Annotated in this window: 18 protein-coding genes; 9 read left to right on the top strand and 9 right to left on the bottom strand. The window is 42.6% G+C overall.

The genetic code is table 11. The features are described 5' to 3' along the window. Window positions 1-102 precede the first annotated feature (102 nt). From F6J90_RS29085 to F6J90_RS29065, 5 genes are all read left to right on the top strand, one after another. Entirely contained in the window at window positions 103-672 is a 570-nt protein-coding gene (locus F6J90_RS29085) for a 2Fe-2S iron-sulfur cluster-binding protein (RefSeq protein ID WP_293101728.1), read from the top strand. Next, window positions 669-1,664, top strand: coding sequence for a xanthine dehydrogenase family protein subunit M (locus tag F6J90_RS29080; protein WP_293101725.1), 996 nt, complete (start codon window positions 669-671; stop codon window positions 1,662-1,664). The genes F6J90_RS29085 and F6J90_RS29080 overlap by 4 nt, the downstream gene beginning before the upstream one ends. Next, a complete protein-coding gene (locus tag F6J90_RS29075) occupies window positions 1,661-3,790 on the top strand; it encodes a xanthine dehydrogenase family protein molybdopterin-binding subunit (RefSeq protein WP_293101723.1) in 2,130 nt (709 codons plus the stop codon). The genes F6J90_RS29080 and F6J90_RS29075 overlap by 4 nt, the downstream gene beginning before the upstream one ends. A 394-nt stretch (window positions 3,791-4,184) precedes the next feature. After that, window positions 4,185-5,369, top strand: coding sequence for a nuclear transport factor 2 family protein (locus F6J90_RS29070; protein ID WP_293101720.1), 1,185 nt, complete (start codon window positions 4,185-4,187; stop codon window positions 5,367-5,369). 284 nt (window positions 5,370-5,653) lie between these two features. After that, window positions 5,654-6,328, top strand: coding sequence for a transaldolase family protein (locus F6J90_RS29065; RefSeq protein ID WP_293101717.1), 675 nt, complete (start codon window positions 5,654-5,656; stop codon window positions 6,326-6,328). 133 nt (window positions 6,329-6,461) lie between these two features. Here the strand turns inward: F6J90_RS29065 and F6J90_RS29060 are convergent, their stop codons facing one another. The 4 genes from F6J90_RS29060 to F6J90_RS29045 all read right to left on the bottom strand — a co-directional run bounded on the left by F6J90_RS29060 (window position 6,462) and on the right by F6J90_RS29045 (window position 9,941). Next, window positions 6,462-7,907 (bottom strand): NAD(P)/FAD-dependent oxidoreductase, encoded by a 1,446-nt coding sequence (locus F6J90_RS29060; protein WP_293101714.1) that lies wholly within the window; start codon window positions 7,905-7,907, stop codon window positions 6,462-6,464. Window positions 7,908-7,970: 63 nt separating this feature from the next. Beyond that, window positions 7,971-8,861, bottom strand: a complete 891-nt coding sequence (locus tag F6J90_RS29055; protein WP_293101711.1) for a TauD/TfdA family dioxygenase — start codon at window positions 8,859-8,861, stop codon at window positions 7,971-7,973. 14 nt (window positions 8,862-8,875) lie between these two features. Then, window positions 8,876-9,304 carry an FAD-dependent monooxygenase gene (locus tag F6J90_RS29050; protein WP_293101708.1) on the bottom strand — a complete coding sequence of 143 codons (429 nt, stop codon included), beginning with the start codon at window positions 9,302-9,304 and terminating at the stop codon, window positions 8,876-8,878. A 19-nt stretch (window positions 9,305-9,323) separates the two neighbouring features. After that, entirely contained in the window at window positions 9,324-9,941 is a 618-nt protein-coding gene (locus F6J90_RS29045; protein WP_293101706.1) for a glutathione S-transferase family protein, read from the bottom strand. A gap of 94 nt (window positions 9,942-10,035) precedes the next feature. Between F6J90_RS29045 and F6J90_RS29040 the strand changes: the two genes are divergently transcribed. The 3 genes from F6J90_RS29040 (at window position 10,036) to F6J90_RS29030 (ending at window position 12,228) form a co-directional block, all read left to right on the top strand. Continuing rightward, complete coding sequence (locus F6J90_RS29040; RefSeq protein WP_293101703.1) at window positions 10,036-11,193, top strand: XdhC/CoxI family protein; 1,158 nt, start codon at window positions 10,036-10,038, stop codon at window positions 11,191-11,193. A gap of 40 nt (window positions 11,194-11,233) precedes the next feature. Next, window positions 11,234-11,872 (top strand): nucleotidyltransferase family protein, encoded by a 639-nt coding sequence (locus tag F6J90_RS29035; protein WP_293101700.1) that lies wholly within the window; start codon window positions 11,234-11,236, stop codon window positions 11,870-11,872. Between the two features lie 194 nt (window positions 11,873-12,066). Further along, complete coding sequence (locus tag F6J90_RS29030; RefSeq protein ID WP_293101697.1) at window positions 12,067-12,228, top strand: hypothetical protein; 162 nt, start codon at window positions 12,067-12,069, stop codon at window positions 12,226-12,228. A 90-nt stretch (window positions 12,229-12,318) separates the two neighbouring features. Here F6J90_RS29030 and F6J90_RS29025 read toward each other — a convergent pair whose 3' ends face one another. Continuing rightward, the gene (locus F6J90_RS29025) at window positions 12,319-13,317 is read right to left on the bottom strand and encodes a phytanoyl-CoA dioxygenase family protein (protein ID WP_293101695.1); all 999 of its coding nucleotides are present in this window, start codon (window positions 13,315-13,317) and stop codon (window positions 12,319-12,321) included. 300 nt (window positions 13,318-13,617) lie between these two features. Here F6J90_RS29025 and F6J90_RS29020 point away from each other — a divergent pair, with 300 nt between their 5' ends. Beyond that, window positions 13,618-14,124: a hypothetical protein gene (locus tag F6J90_RS29020; RefSeq protein ID WP_293101692.1), complete on the top strand. Its 507-nt coding sequence runs from the start codon at window positions 13,618-13,620 to the stop codon at window positions 14,122-14,124. A gap of 97 nt (window positions 14,125-14,221) precedes the next feature. Here F6J90_RS29020 and F6J90_RS29015 read toward each other — a convergent pair whose 3' ends face one another. The 4 genes from F6J90_RS29015 to F6J90_RS29000 form a co-directional block, all read right to left on the bottom strand. Beyond that, a complete protein-coding gene (locus F6J90_RS29015) occupies window positions 14,222-14,590 on the bottom strand; it encodes a translation initiation factor (RefSeq protein ID WP_293101689.1) in 369 nt (122 codons plus the stop codon). Between the two features lie 324 nt (window positions 14,591-14,914). Next, complete coding sequence (locus F6J90_RS29010; RefSeq protein WP_293101686.1) at window positions 14,915-16,660, bottom strand: hypothetical protein; 1,746 nt, start codon at window positions 16,658-16,660, stop codon at window positions 14,915-14,917. Between the two features lie 524 nt (window positions 16,661-17,184). Then, window positions 17,185-18,681: a TldD/PmbA family protein gene (locus F6J90_RS29005; protein WP_293101683.1), complete on the bottom strand. Its 1,497-nt coding sequence runs from the start codon at window positions 18,679-18,681 to the stop codon at window positions 17,185-17,187. Between the two features lie 663 nt (window positions 18,682-19,344). Next, window positions 19,345-21,186, bottom strand: coding sequence for a carotenoid oxygenase family protein (locus F6J90_RS29000; protein WP_293101680.1), 1,842 nt, complete (start codon window positions 21,184-21,186; stop codon window positions 19,345-19,347). Between the last annotated feature and the right edge of the window lie 358 nt (window positions 21,187-21,544).

Raw genomic sequence — 21,544 nt, 5'->3', positions numbered from 1 at the left:
TCCCACTATGGAATTTTTATGAAAGATTGGGGGAGTAAGGATGGTACAATTGAATTTTTATAGCGACTCTGTCAGAGTACTGTACAAGGAAGCGAAGCCAAAATGAATGTGACTCTTACCGTAAATGGTAAACAGCACACCCTCACCATTGAACCCCGTGTAACACTCCTAGATGCTCTGGGTGAATATTTGAGATTAGTAGGTAGTAAAAAGGGGTGCGATCATGGTCAATGTGGAGCTTGCACTGTTTTAATTGATGGTCAGCGAGTTTATTCCTGTCTCGCGTTGGCTGTAATGCAGGAGGGAAAAGAAATTGTCACCATTGAAGGCTTGGCAACAGGGGATACTCTCCATCCGGTGCAGGAGGCATTTATTGACAATGATGGCTTCCAATGCGGCTATTGTACCCCAGGGCAAATTTGCGCTTCTGTGGCTCTTTTGGAGGAAGTTAAACGGGGTTGTGTTAGTGCGGTGACACCAGATTTGCATAGTCCTCCGCAACTAGCTGAACTCTCCGAGGCGGAAATCAAGGAACGACTGAGTGGGAATCTCTGCCGATGCAGTGCTTACAATGGTATTGTGGCAGCCGTACAGCAGGTAATTGGACAAAAAGCACCTTCTCCTGTGGCAGCGGTGATGGTCAGTGAATCTGGAGATAACTCAGCATTATGAATAACTTCACCTATACCCGTGCCACCTCGTTGTCAGATGCGGTAAACCAGGCAGTTGCTGACCAAAACTCCATGTTTATTGCTGGTGGAACGAATTTAGTTGACCGTCTGAAAGTATTCTTAGATCAGCCATCGCAACTGATTGATATCTCTCGGTTACAGATGCAGAACATTGAACCGATGGCTGATGGTAGTCTGCGTCTAGGAGCGCTAGTTAGTAATACCGCAGTGGCAGACAATAGTGATATTCGCCGCAACTATCCCATGTTAGCTAGGGCAATTCTATCTGGCGCATCTCAGCAAATTCGCAACATGGCTACAGTGGGGGGAAACCTGCTGCAACGTACCCGTTGTCCCTATTATTACGATACCGCCTTTCCTTGTAATAAACGGCAACCAGGGACAGGCTGCCCCGCAATCGCGGGAATTAACCGTACTCATGCCATCCTTGGTGCCAGCGAGCAGTGTGTAGCAGTCCACCCGTCAGATATGTGTGTTGCCCTAGCTGCATTGGATGCGGTGGTGGAAGTAGCAAGTCCCCAAGGGCAAAGGCAAATACCGTTTAAAGATTTCCACCGTCTACCGGGAAATAGACCCGAGCAAGACACCAATTTAGAACCAGGGGAGTTAATTACCGCTGTGATTCTACCGAGCTTATCCTTTGGGAAATCTGGGGTTTATTTGAAAATACGCGATCGCGCTTCCTATTCCTTTGCTTTAATTTCTGTGGCGGCGGCGGTAAACTTGCAAGAGGAGCAAATCCAAGCTGCACGTTTGGCAATGGGTGGGGTAGCACACAAGCCCTGGCGAGCAACAGCAGCAGAAGAGTTTTTGATTGGTAAGTCGGCGGATGTAGCAACATTTACCGAGGCTGCAGAAATTGCCTTGGACTTAGCCAAACCTTTAACTCACAACGGTTATAAAGTCGAACTGGCCAAGCGGGCGATTCGTCGCGCCCTCATGGTTTCTGCTCAAGGAGGAGGGGTGGTATGAATCAAGTAACTGGTACTAGTCTTAACCGTAAGGATGGACGAGCAAAGGTTACAGGGACAGCAACCTACGCTGCTGAACATCAAATTCCTGGTTTAGTTCATGGTTATCTGGTGACTGCTAATATTGCTCATGGCCAGATTACAAGTATTGATACCCAAGGGGCAGCAACAGCACCAGGGGTAATTGCGGTTTTCACTCATAAAAACGCCCCGACCGTATCTAAACCAGCTAACGATTTTATCACCTCGAAAATCTACGAGGCACGACTACCGTTATCAGATGACCAAATTTACTATGCAGGACAGATTATTGGCTTAGTAGTCGCAGATACCTTTGAACGGGCACGTCACGCTGCCCATTTAGTTAAGGTAAAATACATAACCCAAGAACCAATTGTAGAAGCCAGCAAAGCTACCTTTAACGAAGCTCCACCCATGTTTGGGCAACAGATGACGTTTGAGAAGGGGAATTTTGCTCCTGGGGACTTTGCCAGTGCCATGGCAGGTGCAGCAGCCCAGATTACAGCTACTTACACAACTTCCACCGAACTACACGCACCGATGGAACCCCATGCCATCATTGCCCACTGGCAAGATGCAGACACCCTAACGGTTTATGAACCATCCCAAGGGGTCATTCGCAGTCAGGGAACCTATGCAGACCTGTTTGGACTTCCCCCGGAAAAAGTGCGTATTATCACACCTTTTATTGGTGGAGCCTTTGGTTCTAAAGGCTTTCCTTGGCCCCATGCCATTCTTGGTGCAGCAGCTGCCCGTCAACTGCTACGTCCCCTGAAAGTTGTTCTCAGCCGTCGGCAAATGACCGCCAACGCCGGACACCGTTCTGAAACGGAACAAACGATTCGTTTATGGGCAAATGCTGATGGTAGCTTGATGGCGATAGACCATGGGGTTAAATCCTGTACCTCACCAGTTGATATTTTTACTGAACCTTGTACAGGCATCACACCAGCTATGTACGCTGCACCCAATCTGCGAACCCGTCAGGAATTGGCGGTGATGAACGTTGGGACACCCGCATTCATGCGTGCCCCAGGGGAAAATCCGGGGTTATGGGCACTAGAATCAGCCATGGATGAATTGGCGTGGGAGTTAAAAATCGACCCAGTGGAACTGCGGTTAAAAAATGAAACTAAGGAACACCAGCGCCGGGGTTTACCGTTCTCTGCCAAGCATTTCGGGGAATGTTTGCGGCTGGGTGCGGAACAATTTGGGTGGCAAGATAGACCAAAACAGGTGCGCTCTCTCACCCGTGATGGTAAGCTGATTGGTTGGGGCATGGCGGCATCAACCTTCCCCGCTTTACGGAGTTCAGCCACAGTCACAGTGCGGTTGTTAGCGGATGGTACTGCCCATATCCTCACTAGTGCTAATGACATGGGTACGGGTGCATATACCATTGTTGCAGGTACAGCAGCCGAGGTATTGGGGCTAGCCGTAGAACAGGTACGGGTGGAGATGGGAGACTCTTTACTGCCAAATGGTGGGATGGCGGGTGCTTCCCAAATGACAGCAACCCTTGTACCAGCAGTGATGGCGGCTTGTGAGCAAGTTCTGAAGACGGCTCTTGCCGCAACAGCCCAAGAAGCCTTTGCCACCCTGCATCAGTCCGGACAAGCTGCTTTTGAAGCGACAGCCTCTTCTGCACCCGGTGAAGAGGGTAAAACATGGGCATTCCAATCCTGGGGGGCACATTTTTGTGAAGTCAGCGTAGATGAAGACATTGCCCGCTTGCGCGTCAACCGTTGGGTGTCTGTGATGAATATTGGGCGAGTAATGAATGCCAAAACTGCAGCGTCTCAGATACGGGGTGCTGTAATTATGGGTATTGGCCACGCCTTGATGGAAGCGTGTCATTTTGACCCCAATATTGGCTATCCTGTGGTTTACGACCTGGCCACCTATCACCTTCCCACTCACGCAGACATTCCTCGGATTCAGGTCACCTTTGTTGGCGAACCTGACTATAATTTTAATCCCGCAGGGGTGCGGGGTTTGGGTGAAATTGGGATTACAGGAGTATCGGCTGCGATCGCTAATGCTATTTACCATGCTACAGGTAAACGTATCCGTGATTTACCAATTACACCAGATAAGTTGTTGTGACATGTGATGATGTTAATTTTCATATAAGTCAACCACGGGTAACCCTTTGTTGGGAATGCTGCTGATAAATCTTTCCCGAATTGAGCCTAGTTTATAGGAGCAAATTAAACTCAATATGCCCAACAACACTGGTATCAAAACTATTATTATCTGCCGATTAATTAGTATTAGTAACAAGACTAATATTGCCAAAACTGCGGTAAAATTTACACAATAATCTTTGATTGTATCTATCAACACTAGAGATTGCCGACAACTAGGGCAATGCTTTGTATGTCTGTGCCAGATATCGTATAATTGCTCATCACTTAATTCTTGGAAAGGTGCTTCTGTTAATCCCTGCCATGCAGGTTTACTACTAAATGCTTACCTAAAATCTAAAATTTCAAATCTCATGACCACACCTGCCCATAATCTCATCCAGTCCATCTATGAAGCCATCAATCGTAGGGATGTTAACGCCGCCATGGAGTGGATAGACGACCAGTGTATTTACGAGGATCTGAACTTTTCCCAACCATTCAAAGGAAAGGAAGCTGTCAGAAAACTTCTGGAAGAATCCTGTCAAGGTATCCCGGATGAGTTAAAATTCGTAATTGACGATATCACCACAGGCGATCCCCTGGCAGTAGGAATACTATGGCACGTTGAGTTAGACGGCATTCCCTTTCCCAACGGACGAGGTGTTAGCTTTTATCGTTGTTCTGAGGTAACTGGCAAGTTAGTTTTAGCCCGTGATCTGGTTGAACCACCCATAAAACCAGGGAAGGCGGCATTCTTTATCATCCGACTGGTATCTCCGCTGATACGGAAACTGCTGAAAAATCGGCAAGATGAAAGTACTAGGGAAACCTCTCCCTTAGGCCAAGGGATTGCAAAAAGTCAACGGTTTCTTGCTATAGTATTTGGGTTAATAGCGATCGCCTATATTTACATTCTGTTGCTATCTCCACCAGGGCAACTTATTCCAGGGGAACCCGCTTGGGCGATTCAACCAGAAACTATAGAGGAAATAGTAAATGAATCTCTCAATTTTTTCTTTATTCTACCCCTTTTGAACCTAGTAGGGATTGATTATCTAGAAGCACCAGTGGTTCATCCTACCTTAGAAGCACTCTTCAACTTTGCCGAAGCTTGGATTTTTATGTTTTTACCTCTACTCCTGGTCGATAGAAGGACAATTCATCTCCCCAAGATTCTCATTTGGAGTCTGGCGATGTTCGGAACGAATGCTGTTCTTACCCCTTATATGGCACTGCGCTATAATACACCAATTCCGCCAGTAAAGGAGGAAACGAACAAGGGAATATTAGCTCGTGTATTTGGTTGGACAGGAATGATAGTGGGGATAATTGCCTTAGTTTGGGGGGTGCTCTGCCGACCAGAGTTTGGAGATTTGGTCCAGAGAATGAACTATTTTGGGGAGCAATTGATAACGAACCGAGTTACATTAGCTTTCTGTGTAGATTTAGTACTTTTTTCCATTGTTCAGGCTTTACTTTTGGGGTCAGTTAACAGTAGGATTGGCTGGTTTCGATTTATTCCTTTCTGGGGACTTGCGCTATGGCTAATTCTATGAGTTGCTTGGAGGTTGGCTCAGCACGAACGAAAGCAATTTGCTGCCCAAAATGACTTTTATTCTCAAATCATAACTATAGCAATTCTCTTTCCCATGAGGTACAAAGGGATCCCCCTAAATCCCCCTTAAAAAGGGGGACTTTGAAGTTGATAAGTGTACCTAATAAATGCAATAAATGCTATCTATGGTTTTGGCATCATCTGGTGTTCAATATCAACAAGTTTACCCTAAGGCTTACATAACTGTGCTGCGGAGCATTTTTATTCAGTAAAGAGGAATTAATAATGTTAGAACTATATTTAGACAGTGCCGATGTTGAACAAATAGCACGTTTTCACTCTTGCTTACCGATTAAAGGAATAACCACCAACCCCAGTATTCTGGCTCAAGCCAACATAGGTGTAAATCAACTACTTAAAGAAGTAAACTCTATACTAGGTAATGAGGCACGTTTCCACATTCAAGTTATTAGTCAATCTGTAGATGAAATTATCTTTGAAGCTGAGAAAATAACAGCTTTACCCTATGATATTGTGGTTAAAATTCCCGCCACGGAAATAGGTCTGGTGGCAATGAAACAGTTACATCGGAAGCAGATCCCTCTATTAGCTACGGCAATTTATACAGTTCAACAAGGTTTTTTAGCTGCACTAGCAGGTGCAGATTATTTAGCTCCTTATGTAAATCGAATTGATGTTTTTGGGGGAAATGGTGTCACAGTTGTGGAGCAACTTCAACAACTTGTCCAACAACAACAGCTAAGTTGTTGTTTATTACCTGCTAGTTTTAAAAATCCGCGTCAAGTTTTAGAGGTATTACAAGCAGGGGTTGGTGCGATTACTTTGCCTGTAGGTATAATGGGACAAATGGTTTCACATCCGGCTATACCTTTGGCAGTTGAACAATTTAATACTGATTGGCAACAAGTCTTTGGTGATAAATTAGCTTTTGAAACTTAATTTGACCTGAGTTTTGGATAAGAAAATTGGCAGATATAGAGACCATACATAAACATACATATAGAGTTTATCGCAGTTATGAGGTACAGTCTTCTTTGACGTTGATTCCCTGTCTTGATCAGTAAAAATTATTCTAATTGAAAAGTTTCAACAATAAAGTCAATATTGCCAATCCTACCAATATCGATAACACTTGAGTAGTCCTGTTACTTTTAGCAATAATATCCGAGTAAGATAATTCATGATTTTGAATCATTATGAAGGAATGGGGATTAAATATAAAAGGAAATACACGATTCAATAATAAGCGTAGAAAGAAATTAAGACTCCACAATCGTTTTTGTAATGGGTCTTGATTATATTGCCAAGGATAACTAATTTGTACTAAACGAATTAAGGCTTTAATATCGGGTTGGCGTAGGTTTTGATAGCGAGGAAGTGCTTGAGAGAGATTATCTTGAGTTTCGGCTAATATTTCCTGGAAAACATAGATATCTTCTAAAGCAGAATTAACCCCTTGTCCAATGTCAGGAGGAAAACAATGAGCCGCATCTCCCAATAAAATGATGGCTGTTCCTTGACTCTCTTCAGGTTTTCCCCAAATTTGATACAATCCTGAACAATATTGAGGAATGGGAAACTTGCCTCCGTCACTAGATGTAAATCTGACTATTTCTTCAGGGGAAATCATTTTTTCCAGGGGAATCTGAGGAAATGCTTGTTTCATAAATTGTTCAACTTCTGCTGGAGTTTCTAGTTGCCAGATTTGATGATCAGGGTAGGTAATAATATTTGCAGTTCTGGGTTGATTCGGATTTTTAAAGGGTAATAAACCCAGATTAATGGCTTTTTTGCGCTCTTTAAAAGTAGACCGAATGGCATAAGCCATTGTAGATTGTGCTACATCTCCTTCTTGTTCTGATAGAGTAAATTGGGGAGGTAACGTGAGAACTTTATATTTTAAACCGGAACTAGGAGAAGGAAACTTTTGCATTTCAAAGGAATTTGATTGACCTTTTTCCCATTGATGCAGAGTTTGACGCACAATAGAATTTAAACCATCACAACCTACTATCAAAGTAGGAATAAAGGTCAATTGTTCCTGATCTTGAGATTGGGTAATAATTTCTAAATGCTCTAGATGTTGTTTAATCTCTATACATTTAGTATTAAATAAGACCTTAATTTCATCTTGCCAATGGTGTTCAATTTCTTGGTAAAGTAACTCCACAAAAGATGCTCTGGGCAGCCAGTAGGCTGTTTTCCGTTTAGAATCAGCAATGGGTAGTTTCGTTGTTTTGCGTGTGCCGTCTTTTTGAATGAGAGTAAAGTAAAAGTCAGTACTAGGGACACTCAAATCAGCGAGTTTAGCAGTTAGTTTTAATAAATCAGTTAATTTTTGACCCCTGCCATCAATTTGATAACTAAAGGATTTATCTGGTTCGTAATAGTCGGCTGAGGGTCTTTTCTCAATAACCGTAATATCTTTCCAGCCTCTTTGGGCTAACATTAAAGCTGCCCCTAATCCCGCTGGCCCCCCTCCGATAATCACAATATTTTTTTGGTAGTAGTGATTCATTATCAATTAATTATCAATCCAAATCATCATTTGATCGACTTGTAAAACTGCTGATAGATTATTTCATTGACAATCCACAACTCCTAACCGTAATCCAATACGCTGGTATTTGGTAGAATCATAGAAAGTTCCCCGGTGCATTACTTGTGAGTTATCCCAAAAAATAAGATCTCCTGGCTCCCAAACATGGGAATATACAGGGGTGCGTTTTAAAACAGTCTGAAATAAATCTTGCCAGTATTGTTGTGCTTCTTCTCGTTTATCTTCCATACCCAGAGGAATTGCTGTATTCCAAGAACCCAAATATAATCCTTTTTGACCCGTAACTTTGTGAGTTGAAACAATGGGATGGAGTTTTTTGGGTACATCATCCCAGTCAAGATTTTGACGATCAAACATGGGTGGCATTTGATACATTGATATTCCTTCTAATTCCTTTTGATGACTCGGATCAAGATTGTTATAAGCTTCTACTAAGTCTAAATATTCTGTGGTGTGAGGTTGTCCATTTTCTCCCTCTTCAGGAACTTTTATAGTGTAGAGCATGACAACATACAGTGCATTCATATCTAATTCTTCTATTCTGGGTACTCCATCTTTATCTTGATGCCACACCCGAGCTCCATAAATCTTTTTAGGAGGTTCTTGATCAAATCCTTTAGGATTACCTAAAATAGCTGTATATTGGCTCTGGATATCTGGAGGTAGATCGGGGTCTAAAGAAAAAGACTTACCTCCAAACATCAAATTTCCAAAAGTTTTTATGGCAAATTCTTCTAACTCCGATGCAGTCAGCTGTTGATTTTTGACAACAATAACACCATGTTCCCATAGAGATTGTTTTAATTGATGTCTTTGTGAATCTGTCAGATTAATTAAGTTACATCCTGGAAGGACTTCCAATCCTAGTCTGGAGTGATATTCTGTTTGTTTTAAGGGATTTTTGATAATCATAAAAGTTCCTGTTTCTAGAGACTAGAATAATTATAATCGAATTTAACCTCAGGCTTGTAATTAAAAGCCCAATCTTCAAATTCTTCACGACTCATCTGTGACTGCTCCTGCATTTGCTTGTCAGCAGCCTCCCTGTCCGTTGCGTCGTAACCCATTTCACCCAAAGCGCTACGGGTTTGCATCAGTTGGGTACGGGGTATACGACGCTGTTCGTAGCGAGCCAGAGCTTCTTGAATGCTGGATGCTTGGGAACAGCACAACGCTAGTTCATAGGCGTCTTCAAACGTACTATTTGCTCCCTGTGCCACAGAAGGTGACATGGGATGAGCCGCATCACCTAATAAAGTCACTCTGCCTTGACTCCAAGATTTGAGCGGTAAGCGATCGCAAATTGGTCCGTCCAAAATTCCCTCTGCTGGTGTTGCTTCCACAAGCGATCGCAATGATTCTCCCCAGTCTGCCTTAATTCAAAGGCATAGGAACAGTTGACTTGACTGACTCGCGCTCGTGCAATTTATTAAACCAATTTCCTAAGTTAGGATATTGCAAAACCCAATCTTTATCCAAGCGAAGGCTGTAGTAACCCACGGAACATAATGCTGCTACATCCGCTGCTGTCCATGTGTCATCACCTAATAAGTATGGAGACTGGGATAATTGTTCCTCAAAAATTGGTAAAAGGCGATTAATTGACGTTTCTAATTTGGTTCGATAATCAGTTACCTCTAAATTATTAGTCAAATTTAAAAGCCATAAATTGATGATATTATCACCTAAATTATCTGCTAATTCTTCCCATTTACGACACTCAAGCCGTTCTCGAGGATTACTTGGGTAAAAACGAGGTTGTGGATAGGTTTCCTCTAAATACTCTGCAATTAATGTAGAATCCCAAATAACTGTACCATCTTGTTCTACAAACACAGGTACTTTACCAATGGGAGAAATTTTAATAAATTCAGACGGTTTATTCTTAAGATTAACTTCTTTGAGTTCGCAATCTATTTTTTTTTCAGCTAACAATATGCGAATTTTCCTAGAAAAGTTTGATTGCTGGTGATAATACAATATTCTATTCATAAAATATCTCCACAAAAGCCACAAAAATTTTTACTTTACATCATTGATAGCAAATTGTTAAGCTTGGCTATAACGGGAGTGTCCAGTAGCCAAGATGAAACAGCTAAATTCTATTCTAGCAGCATTTGCCAAAAGTCAACACAACGATCAACAAGTATTTCTTGCTACTGTTGTCAATGTTCAAGGCTCTACCTATCGCCAACCTGGTGCGCGGATGCTGATCACATCAACTGGTAAAATGGTAGGAACCATTAGCGGTGGTTGCTTGGAAAATGATGTATTTGAGCATACTCGCGTCTCGATGGCAGATGGAAAACCCATAGTCGTCACTTATGATACCACTGCTGATGAGGACATTATCTGGGGATTTGGGCTGGGTTGTAATGGTGTGGTAAACGTCTTGATTGAGCCTCTAAATCAAGATAATCTCCTTAATCCCTTAGCTTTTATTCATCAATGTTTCTATAACCAGCAGCAAGGTATTATTGCCACTGTTATTGCTGTGGAAGGTACGGTTAATGTTCAGGTTGGGGCGCGTTTAATCCTGCAATCAAATAATCGTGCAAATACTGATATTCAAGACAAGTATTTGACTGCTGCTTTGCTCAAAGATGCTCAAGCTGCTCTGGAAAATAAACATTCAAGTTTCCATCAATACCAATTAGCAGTGGGTAAAGTAGATATTTTTATCGAGTTTATTAAACCCCCGCCACACCTAATAATTTTTGGTGCCGGTCGTGATAGTGTACCTGTAGCAGAGTTTGCTAAAGCCTTAGGTTGGCGAGTCACTATTGTTGATTGTCGAGGGAGTGAGGTAACTCAAGAGCGTTTTGTCATGGCTGATCAGGTGATTCTCACCCGCAGGGAAATTCTACACAAGCAAATATCTATTGATGATGACACCATTGCTGTGGTCATGACTCATAACTACCTCGATGATTTAGAAATTTTGAAAGTGCTAATCCCTGCTGCGATCAGCTATCTGGGTTGTTTGGGTTCAAAGCAACGCACTGCCAGGTTACTGCAAGATTTACGCACAGAAGGAATAGAATGTACACCCATACAGCTACAAAAGTTATATACTCCTGTTGGCATTGATATTGGTGCAGATTCACCAGAAGCGATCGCATTATCCATCATTGCTGAGATTCAAGCCGTGTTAGCAAACCGTGGTGGTGGCTTTTTAAAACACCGCATGGAACCAATTCATGAACGAAATCAAGTCAATAAAATTCCAATTAATAAACTATAAAGGTTGTTGAATGTTGACTCTTGAGTATTTGAATTATGAAATGAAAATAACCCATTCACAGCTAAAACCAACTGAATCAAATATTGCGATTATTATCTTAGCAGCAGGTGCATCAACCCGCATGGGTAAACCTAAACAACTCTTACCCTATCAGGGATGCAGCTTACTTCGCCATACCATAGAGAAGGCAATGGCTTCAGTCTGCAAGCCTGTAGTGGTGGTTTTAGGAGCAAATGCCCAACAGATATATTCTGAAGTTAACCAACCTTCTGTAACAGTAGTTGAAAACCCAGATTGGAATTTGGGAATGGGTTCCTCAATTCGTAGCGGAATTCTCTCCCTTGCCACTTGTTATGAAACCATAGACGCAGCAGTTATTACTGTTTGTGACCAGCCGTTTCTTTCTCCTGAAATTATTAATTCTTTAGTGGCAGCCTATCATGCTACGGGAAAACCCATCGTTGCTTGCCAATATGCAGATACATTAGGTGTACCTGTTTTGTTTAAACATAGATTTTTCTCTGAACTAGCCACCTTAGATGAGACTGTGGGGGCAAAAAAAATAATTAACAAATACTACAACGAAGTATGTAGTATTCCTTTTCCATTAGGTGTAATTGACATTGATACACCAAGAGATTACCAGCAGCTACAGAAAAACTTTGCTATCGGGACTTAAACAAAAATCAATCCCAAATGAAGCCTAAACTGGCCTGACGGGGTGACAAACAGCCTTAAAAGCCTTACTGGTGGGGTGACGGGTGTAGGGGAAGATCAGGAGCTGGCTACGTTGCTAGGGACGGTTGAATCAGGTTGGAGACGGAAGGTTTTCCCTGGGCTCACTCCAAATTACCTGTCTTGATGCAGTCGCTCATGGGGGAAACCACGCCAGTTGCTCATGGGGGAAACCCCCAAGACCGCACTGGCTCCCCAAGACCGCGCTGCATCGCTTCTATTTTCCCGACCCCCCACACCCGGTCACCCTGTCTACTTTTTAGCCTTGTTGTCACCCCCTCAGCTAAACTGGCTTTATAAGCAGCAAACACCTCTCAATTGTGAGTCAGCCATATGTGCAAAGCCTGACGGGGCGCTTGTCGCCCCGTCAGCTCTTAAACTGAACTGAACTCAAGTATCGTAAACAATCGGATTATAGGGACTAGAAATAGGTTCCGAAGGCTGGACACCAGGCATGAACTTCTGCCAATCCCCAGAAATAAGCGTTGGAGAGTTAATAACACTAGCTCCATTTTCAAAATAACTGATCCCAAAGGCTATCCGCTGTTCGGTAGTACAGTTAGCGCCCGCTCCATGAACATTTAAACTATGCTGAAAAGTGATTTCTCCAAGTTGGAACGGTTCGCGATCAATGATAATACCGCGAGCTTGAAGCATTTCTGCGATCGCGCGATCATGATCTTGAGAAAACTTATCGAAGGGTATTTCCTTAACTAGCTTATAGGTATCCATTCCCTTGGCTAATTCTAGTGGTCCCATTTCCTTTGGAGTTGGCTGTAAAGGAATCCACATAGTGCCAACATTATTGCTAGCAATTGGGTAATGATGACCATCATAATGCCAAGGCGTGCGACCGCCTCCCGGCTCTTTGCACAAAAAGTCATCGTGATAGATCCGAACGCTCGATACTTGTAATAGCTGTGCTGCCAACTGACCCAACCGTCGGCTCAGTACAAACTCCTTAGCAATATCACTTTCGAGCCACATCATTTCCCTGCTGCTAAATTGTCGGTTTGGGTCAAATTTGTAATGCTGATCGAATACCTGTTTCAATTCCTGTCTTAAGAGATATACCGATCCGGGGCTGAGGAGATTTTTGATTCTGAGATAACTTTCCGTTTGAAATTTTTTAATTTGATGCTCTGAAATAGGATAAGGTTCGGCCAGCTCTTTTTGCAGTTCCTCAATGGAGGGAACTTTCTGAGCAACTTCTTCTGGTCGGGGAATTAATCTTTCTCGGTTGACAGGCTCTTGGCTATTGTCAGCCAATGAAATATACCAATTCCACCATTGCTCGTTGCTTCCAGTCCAAGGTTCATCTATGCTATCAGTTTTAGCATTTGCTGCAGGAAGGTGAGAGTTGGCTCGAAAGTCAATAGAAGATTTCATGAAAATTTTGAGGATTTGTTATTGTCATTTAATAAGACATAGCACAATAACCGGCTCTTAAGTACCTTTTATACTAAAGTTCCAGTTAAAAAACTCAGAAAGCTTGTTCCATCGCTTCTGCAATTAGGAAGAAATTCGCGCGAAAATTCCCACACTTCCCACACTGCCTACCCTCCCCGCGCCCGGACCCACACTTGCCTTCTTTTTTACAAATATGATATACAAGCCCCATACCCTTGTGGATGGGGCTGTTGACTGTTCAATATAAAAACAGTATAAAACTCATAGCTAAAGGCAAAAATGGAGCAAATACACTCAGAAATTGACGCAATTCGCCAGAGCATTGCCGCACTACGTGCTGAACGTGATACCCTAACCCGCCAGGAAATCATCTTAGAAGACCAGTCTCCAGAAGCGATCGCTCAAGCCTACCGTCGTCAAGCCAGTGAAAACGCCCAGCGATCGGTAGAGATACTAGGAATCGATAATGCGATCGCAGCCTTAGAAGCCCAGTTGGAACAAAAACAGCAGCAGTTACAGCCAGCACTTACTATCAGTCAACCCCTAACCCTAGAAGACCAAATAGAACAAGCCACACAACAAGCTTATGACCACGCTGAACGGATTAATGAACTGGCAGCCGAACTAGCAGAAGAACTCAAAGCCCTAAAAGCGATCGCTCATGACCTGAGTCCGATTTATTGGAAGTTGTATCATCGACCCTTTGTTACTGGATTCAGAAGTACCTCAGTTCCCTACCTTCGTTCCGATCACGATGTTTTGAGGATTACGAAACTAGTCATTTAAATCTAGTAATTTAAATTAGTAATTAAAACGGATAACCTAATATTAGGTTATCCGTTTATCCGTGTTTAAACATCCAGGTTTATTTTATCTTTTACCCTTAACCCCCACTAACTTTAGCTTTGTAGCCCAGTTTAATCATAATTTGCACCAGTTTATCAGTATGATTACCTTGAATTTCAATAGTATTATCTTTAACTGTGCCACCACTACCACATTGGCCTTTCAGCTGTTTAAGTAACTTGGTTAAGGTTTCTGGTGATGATTGAAATCCACTAATTACTGTAACGGTTTTTCCTTTACGTCCTTTCCGTGATGCCTGTACCCGCAAATCTTGCTGATTTGGCGGAAGTTCCTGAATCCCTCGTTCAACTGCAGCGTCATTGCTAGTGCCAAATTCCTGGTAGGCAATTCGATTGCCAGAGGTTTTGGAGTCAGCAGCATTGCGTTTTGATTTTGATGAAGCCATTGCTTGAATTTAGTTATCAATCTATTTACAATTCCGGTTAATTACTTGTAAGCATTCAGCCGTCAGTGGTCAGCCGTCAGCTTTCCGTAACAGAGATTAAAGCAATGCTTACCGGTTTTATTCAAAAGCTGTTCGGTGTAGCTTGCCCATAGCCCATAACTACCTCAAGTAGCACCTCAAGTAGCCCATAAGCTGATACGCGACACGCTGATAGCTTACAATCACTTACCAAATAGTGGCTGGATTTTTGGGTCAGGGGAATCGGTAATGGGTAATCATCAATTACCAATTACCCATTACCCATTACCCATTACCTATTACCCATTATCCTATCCCGGAAAGGAACGGTTCTGGATGTCCCTGTTCAGGAATACAATCGATTTCGATCTGGAACGTCCCTTCAAATCCAGTGTCTTGCACTTGAAATTCCCAGGCACCATCCACTTCTTTCATCTTATCAGCGGGATTGGCGGTAAAGTCTGGCTGAGCAAATTTTTCATCGGTATGGAGGTAGAGTTCTATTGGTGTCTTGGCAATCAGAACCCGGATATAGTATTGTTTGCGGAAGATGACATTATCAGAGAAACCAAGACCTAACAAATCCCGCTCACCGACGTAAAAGTCCAGCCGTAAGACCATGTCCTTCTCTTGTGCTGGAATGCTCTCATCCTCTAGAATTGCTAAGGTATTAAGATAGCCTTCCCAGATCAGATTTTTGCCATCTGCCCAAGGAAATGCTGGGTTTTCGTCGGTCAAATCCTCTTTAATAAACGGACCATAGCAGTTTTCCGCCCCCTCACTCTGGTGGAACAGTTCAAAATCCACCAGACGGGGTTTAATGGATACTCCCAGAAAGAACTCACTCTTGCCAAACCAATCCTTACCCCGAGTGATTTGAGCGTTGACAAAACGTAAACGCGATCGCACATTCCCAAAGAAAAAGCGCGTTGCTACTTCAAATGCTTCCCGGGAAGTAATCACGGAGTCGAAACCACCGTGGGATTTGTGGATAAAGGTACGGGGTGCCCCAGGAATTTGGGCAGAGAATTGTTTAACTAAGCCATCACTACGGTTATAGTTAGAACCAAACTCATATCTCGGGGAGAAAACGCGGTTGAGAAAGGAGGCTTGTCGAAAATTGTAAGACTTATAGTTGGTGCCAACAATAGTTAAAAGTCGTTCTAAGGGAAAGTGTTTCTCAAAATTTTGGAACGAATAGGGGTTGTTGAGCTTACTTTGATTTTTGAGATTAAAGCGCTCTAATTCTTCTTGAGCTCCTAGCTCTCCCCCAAACCCCAGCCAATCTTCTAAGATTTGGAAGGTAATGCCTTGGTGAGGAGTGCCCAAAGTGATAATTTTATTGATGTAGTCTTCAGCCTTAAGACCAAGGCTGGGATAGGTGACTTGAACTGCTTCACGAGCGATTAATCCACCCATAGAATGGGCAATGATGTTAACCTTAGGTTTAACACCTGCTTGATTCGCCGTTAGTTCACGAATTAAGTAGATCATACGCATCAAGGCATTACCATAGGTTTCAAATTTACGCTCTTTCAGGTCATAGTAGCGAAATACCCAAATGGAGCGCCAGGGATCTTTGGTAGACTCCAAAAAGTATTCTGACATCTCTGGGTTTATGACCACTTTATCCCCGGAAAAATATCTTTTTTCTTGAGTTTTGTCTGGATAGTTTAGAGTATAGCTTTCTTCTTTGAGGCGCTTGAATTTATCTAAAATACCATTATCCTTTAACCACTGAAGTGATGATGGCAGGGGTTTGCCATCCTGGAGCATTTGCTGCAAAGACTTTAGTTTCCGAGGCAGGGCTGGTTCATCTTCAATCTCCCGACTACTAAAGGTCACGACGTTAGTGGCATCCTGGTATTGCCAGTCTGACTTGAGGAAACTCAGGATTAATCCTTCATAAATCTCGTTTGTTCCCTTTTTGTGTTCATAGACAGTGCCTTGGTTAAAGCCCTGGTAGGTTAAGCGCTGTTCCTCTTGAATATTGAGACCGCCAAACCCACGAATTAGGATAATTGGTAAAGGAGTACGGGTAGGTACAGACATTGTCATCTCCTATCGTATCTGACATGTTAATTCATCGATCTTAGCTGCTGATTCATCTCTAGACCATAAGTGTTGTTTTTCAATTACGGCGGTTTGCAATTCAGTCAGGTACAAATTCTTGGGTTTTAGGGAGCAGGAATCCCCCCTAACCCCCCTTAGTAAGGGGGGCAGGGAGCAGGGAGCAGCGGATATGGGAAGAGGGATAAAATTCAGTGTACTTGATAGTTATGCAAACCGCCGTATAAATTTTTAATTTCAAATTACCTCAGTTCGACATAACTAACTATTCTCAGATTTAGGAGTCTCGATTCAGAAGTCATAATAATTAATTTTTCAGGAATTTTTCAGATAAATTCCGTAAGGAATCCACCAATCGTTCTGTCTACTATTACTAACATTACTTAATTATTATGAGCACAACTAAATTAAGTCTCCTGTATCCTCCTCAAAACTTGCCAATTTATTACATCGAACTGAGGTAAAATTTACACTAAACTAACAATTAACAAGTCACAATTAACGATTTAAGCTCCCCCAATCTGAATATTGCGCACCCGCACCGGCACACAAGCATGGGTCATTTGAGCAATTTGTATCGGTTCGCCTTTACCACACATATGGGTACCAAACTGCTCCCGTTCCGAAGCCACTCCAATGGCATCAACACTATTCCAGAAATCAGTACTCATAGAATGATAGGTAACATCCTTCAGCATTCCCACTACTTTACCTTTCTCCACCTTCCAGAAAGCATCTCCACCAAACTGAAAATTACGTCGCTGCTGGTCAATGGAGAAACTACCTCTACCATCAATTAAAATCCCTTCCTCAGTCTCAGCAATCATTTCTGCGAGTGTGGCAGAGTTACTTCCTCCCTCTGCTCCCGGTTCTAACCCTAAATTAGGAATCCGCACCATCGGAACACTTGACCAACTATCGGCGTAAGCGCAACCGTTACTACTGGCATTACCTAGTCGATAAGCGGTTTCCCGGTCAGTGAGGTAGTCTACTAAAATGCCATCCTTGACAACATACCAATCTTGTGCTGGTACCCCCTCATCGTCATAGCCTAAAGTACTACGTCCCCCCGATTGAGTGCGATCGCATTTAAAATTAACCCAAGGAGCAGCATATTGCAGCTTGCCCAATTTATCAGTAGTCGCAAAGCTAGTACCAGCAAAATTCGACTCATAGCCGTACACCCGATCCAGTTCCGTAGGGTGTCCCACCGATTCATGAATCGTTAGGTGGAGATGACTAGGCTTCAGAATCAGAGTGCTGCGAATACCAGAAGGTCCTTTGGGGGCATGAACCTTCTCTATCGCTTCTTCTGCTACCCGTTCTACCTGATTCAAAAGGTCTGGGGGTTGAATATGCTCGTAACCGATATTTAAAGGTGGACGCTCATAGCTACGGCTTTGAGCATCCCCATTAGCAACTGCTGTACAACCCATACCTGGATAGCTACGGTATATAGTCTGTTCAATTAGGGAATCAACAGTAGACGCAAAAATCTTGTCTTCACGAGTAAAACGCAGGAAAGAGTAAGCCTTCTTAATTCCGCGATCGCTATAGCTAAGCAATTGATCATTGATACGCAATAGTAAGTCAGCTTTCTCAGTAATCGGTATAGTAAACGGGTCAATTTCGATTGGAGTAATATAGGTATCGCGATAGGCTTCTACTGGCGCTAATCTTACCTGTGTTTGCTGAGAAAGGCGGCTACCTTTAGCAATCTCCACAGCTAAAGCCACCATTCGTTCCACTTCCTCTGGAGTTTTATAGGGACTAGCCGCAAAGCCCCAAGCACCCTTTAGTAACACTCTTACCCCAAAGCCAGAACTAACATTATCACAGAGTTGGCTAAGGGAGCGATCGCGTGCGGTTAAGTTCTGATTACGGTAGGTACAAATACGGATATCCCCATACTCACACCCAGCTTTACGAATTAAATCAATCCCTAGTGTCGCCAAGTCTCTCGCCAAGTCAGTAGTCGTAATTGGTGCTAAGGCTTTTATCATTGTATGTAAAGTATGTAAATAATGTTTAAGAACAATTCCTAATATGGATTAAAGTTGCTATAATCGCACTGGCTAGATTATGATTAACCTAGCCCTCTCCTCATTTTAATAAACGTCAGTAAAATCAAGGTCCCTGGTTGTAAGCATTCAGCCTAATCCTAAAAGCAATAAGAACCAATCATAAATCAGCATCTTTCTGGTTGTCCACAATCAATCATCTACTCCCACCCCTGGGTCAAATCCCTAAGTTTTCCTTGATTATTGATATCAAAACTATAGCGCTTTTCAATTAGTAGAAAAGTTTGCGTAGGGTGCGTTAGGGGGGGCCGAGGATTTTATCGGTAGCCACGGTTGCGACAGTCTGCCCCGTAAAGCACCACCGAGTAAAACAGCTTTAATAAGATGCACCTTATTAAAATACATTTGCTCTGGTTTTAGTTGATATCAAAATATTTATTCAAAACTATCGGCTAATCTGAAATAGCTTCAGGAATTCTACATCTAGTGAGCTGATCGACTAATTCTCCCCATCACCCTATTTCCCTAGCTCCTAATCATTCTCAAACGACAAGGAAACAGCCCTGCTCCAATGCAGGGGACATCAGGTTTATTGTTATGAATTGGAAGCCCCCGGTATAGTCTTCGATTTACTAGGGAAGCATGTCAGTGATCTTCAAATTCGGGATAAATATCCTTTTCAAAAATTTCCTTAATCCAGTCAGGTAAGAAATACTCAGGCTTGTTGATATCCATATCCTGGCGGAGATCCACTTTATACTTGGCATCCCGTGGGGCGATGGAAGGAACCCAAGCTGAATGGAGAGACAAAGCAAATTTAACGTCCTCGTGACCCAATTTGGTAATTGGTCCTGGGGCCAGATTTCCTGCTTGCCAAATCCAAAATTCCGACCCACTAGGAGTAGTTACTGTCGCCACGATATACCCTTCAAGTTCGTCAGTTTGCCCTTGCTTAGGAACATAAATAGGGGTATTAACTACATATCCTCGTTCAATAGTCCATGAATCTTTCACTTCCATATCCACTGGAGACCATCGCAAAATACCTGATGGTTTCCAATTAGGTAAATCGTTTACTGGTACTTTACGGAAAGGATGATTAGCGTATAACTCAACCAATCTGCGAGGGGTAATTTCACTAATATACCCAGCGTAGTTTACCCAAATATTCTGAAACTGTGGGGGAGACGTACCTTGAATTCCTTGATATGTAGGGAGTGCAACTCCCCAAAAATCCTCGAATAAGCAAGGTTGTTCACTCTTTAGTTCGCCTGTCTTCGCATTAACAACACATTTACCAAAACCCTGCTGATCATATACACCAGGAGGATAGCCATAAAAAGCAGATGGAACAAACTCAAATAAAGTTGGCCATCTTTTATCCGATTTCTGTAGCCACTCGCTAACATCATGACCAGAAGCTAACACCAGATGCAAGGTCAAATTTTCTCCATCATTATCTTCATAATCAGCATAAAAATGAACACATTCGCGAGGGATTGTGATGTGTTTAGCAATAGCTTTATCGCCCTGAAGTTCTGCTCGCGGCACCAACCAAACTTGATTGTAAGCTGATTGAGCTTTGGCTTTTACTTCAGGAAGTAACATTCTTAAATATTCTATGCGAAAAGCCGTGTCAATAATTACCACGTAGTTTTTGGTAATCGCTATCTGGTGCGTAGACTGCTTAATTTCAACTGGCTTATTGGTGCGCTCATCAATTATTTGGGTTGTTTGGAACTTACCTTGACCATTCCAAATATGTATATAAGTATCTGGATCAATTGCTCCCACACTGATTGGAATATCAAAGAGGCAATTAATAATAAATATTTCTCCCGTATTCTGATCGTAAGCGCTATGGGCTGCACTCATATGCATAGGAAAAATCCAGGGTATTTTAATATCCCCAAGACTTGGTATGCCATTTATTTCTAAAGGAATCCATTCGGAGCGATCGCCTACAGGTGTCACTGGTTTGAGAGTTGTTAAGTCAAACTCGAAAGGACGACCTGAATCAATGGTGGCAAACATACGCCAAGAGTTATTCTCAGGATCTTGGAAAGCTTGAATCGCTGTATTACATTGATTTTGTACGCCTAATCTGGGGCTTAGACGAGCCAAACCTCCCAGATTACGAAATCTAAATAATCTCCCAAACAGTAATTTTCGCAAATTTGTTAAGTATGTCCACCAGGGCTGTTCATTTATTTTTTGATCGCAGATGACAGAAGGCGTGCGAAATTGTTCGCTTTTGAGATGGATGCTTCCGCTTTTAAAATCTAAACGATACAACTGTCCATAGCCATTAAACCAAGGAGTAGCTCCATTTTGAGGTGTTGGAACTAACCAAAAAGCGTGTCCCTCACAATCAGAAGGAATTTCTCCCTCAATTACATTCATCTCTAGGTCGAGAGATGCTGTATTGTGTTCGCGGAGGTTATTGGGTAAGTCAGTTGAAGATGTTGCTTTCGGTTTTGCTGTCATGGTTACTTTTTTGGTCTATAACCAATACCCATATATCTTGCTATATTATAGCAGTCGAAGTAAATGTTAAGACATATTTCTATTCTGTGATAGGAAATTTTACGTTCCGAAGTTCCCTTTAAACTAAAAAACTATGTCCTCAACTATAATTCCAGGGCAAACCCATCTAAATCCTAGAAGTCTTACTCAGCGATGCAGTGCAGTCTTGGGGAGGCAGCCCGGTCTTGGAGGTTTCCACAGGGCTTTCAGGGATGCAGAGGTGCGACCCGTGGCGAATTTAATTCGACGACTGTAAGCGCACCTAAGCGGTATTGAGGGTTTTCCCTGCTCGCTATTGCATCGAGACAGCTTGCCCATA

The sequence above is a fragment of the Moorena sp. SIOASIH genome (assembly GCF_010671925.1).
In the GTDB taxonomy this organism is placed as follows: Bacteria; Cyanobacteriota; Cyanobacteriia; order Cyanobacteriales; family Coleofasciculaceae; genus Moorena.
The sequence above is the reverse complement of the archived record's forward strand: the minus strand, read 5'-3'. Positions and strand labels throughout refer to the sequence as shown.

Bases quoted from the DNA above. Each gene is read 5' to 3' on its own strand.
- F6J90_RS29085 (WP_293101728.1), top strand. From the start codon at position 103: ATGAATGTGACTCTTACCGTAAATGGTAAACAGCACACCCTCACCATT.
- F6J90_RS29080 (WP_293101725.1), top strand. From the start codon at position 669: ATGAATAACTTCACCTATACCCGTGCCACCTCGTTGTCAGATGCGGTA.
- F6J90_RS29075 (WP_293101723.1), top strand. From the start codon at position 1,661: ATGAATCAAGTAACTGGTACTAGTCTTAACCGTAAGGATGGACGAGCA.
- F6J90_RS29070 (WP_293101720.1), top strand. From the start codon at position 4,185: ATGACCACACCTGCCCATAATCTCATCCAGTCCATCTATGAAGCCATC.
- F6J90_RS29065 (WP_293101717.1), top strand. From the start codon at position 5,654: ATGTTAGAACTATATTTAGACAGTGCCGATGTTGAACAAATAGCACGT.
- F6J90_RS29060 (WP_293101714.1), bottom strand. From the start codon at position 7,907: ATGAATCACTACTACCAAAAAAATATTGTGATTATCGGAGGGGGGCCA.
- F6J90_RS29055 (WP_293101711.1), bottom strand. From the start codon at position 8,861: ATGATTATCAAAAATCCCTTAAAACAAACAGAATATCACTCCAGACTA.
- F6J90_RS29045 (WP_293101706.1), bottom strand. From the start codon at position 9,941: ATGAATAGAATATTGTATTATCACCAGCAATCAAACTTTTCTAGGAAA.
- F6J90_RS29040 (WP_293101703.1), top strand. From the start codon at position 10,036: ATGAAACAGCTAAATTCTATTCTAGCAGCATTTGCCAAAAGTCAACAC.
- F6J90_RS29035 (WP_293101700.1), top strand. From the start codon at position 11,234: ATGAAAATAACCCATTCACAGCTAAAACCAACTGAATCAAATATTGCG.
- F6J90_RS29030 (WP_293101697.1), top strand. From the start codon at position 12,067: ATGGGGGAAACCACGCCAGTTGCTCATGGGGGAAACCCCCAAGACCGC.
- F6J90_RS29025 (WP_293101695.1), bottom strand. From the start codon at position 13,317: ATGAAATCTTCTATTGACTTTCGAGCCAACTCTCACCTTCCTGCAGCA.
- F6J90_RS29020 (WP_293101692.1), top strand. From the start codon at position 13,618: ATGGAGCAAATACACTCAGAAATTGACGCAATTCGCCAGAGCATTGCC.
- F6J90_RS29015 (WP_293101689.1), bottom strand. From the start codon at position 14,590: ATGGCTTCATCAAAATCAAAACGCAATGCTGCTGACTCCAAAACCTCT.
- F6J90_RS29010 (WP_293101686.1), bottom strand. From the start codon at position 16,660: ATGTCTGTACCTACCCGTACTCCTTTACCAATTATCCTAATTCGTGGG.
- F6J90_RS29005 (WP_293101683.1), bottom strand. From the start codon at position 18,681: ATGATAAAAGCCTTAGCACCAATTACGACTACTGACTTGGCGAGAGAC.
- F6J90_RS29000 (WP_293101680.1), bottom strand. From the start codon at position 21,186: ATGACAGCAAAACCGAAAGCAACATCTTCAACTGACTTACCCAATAAC.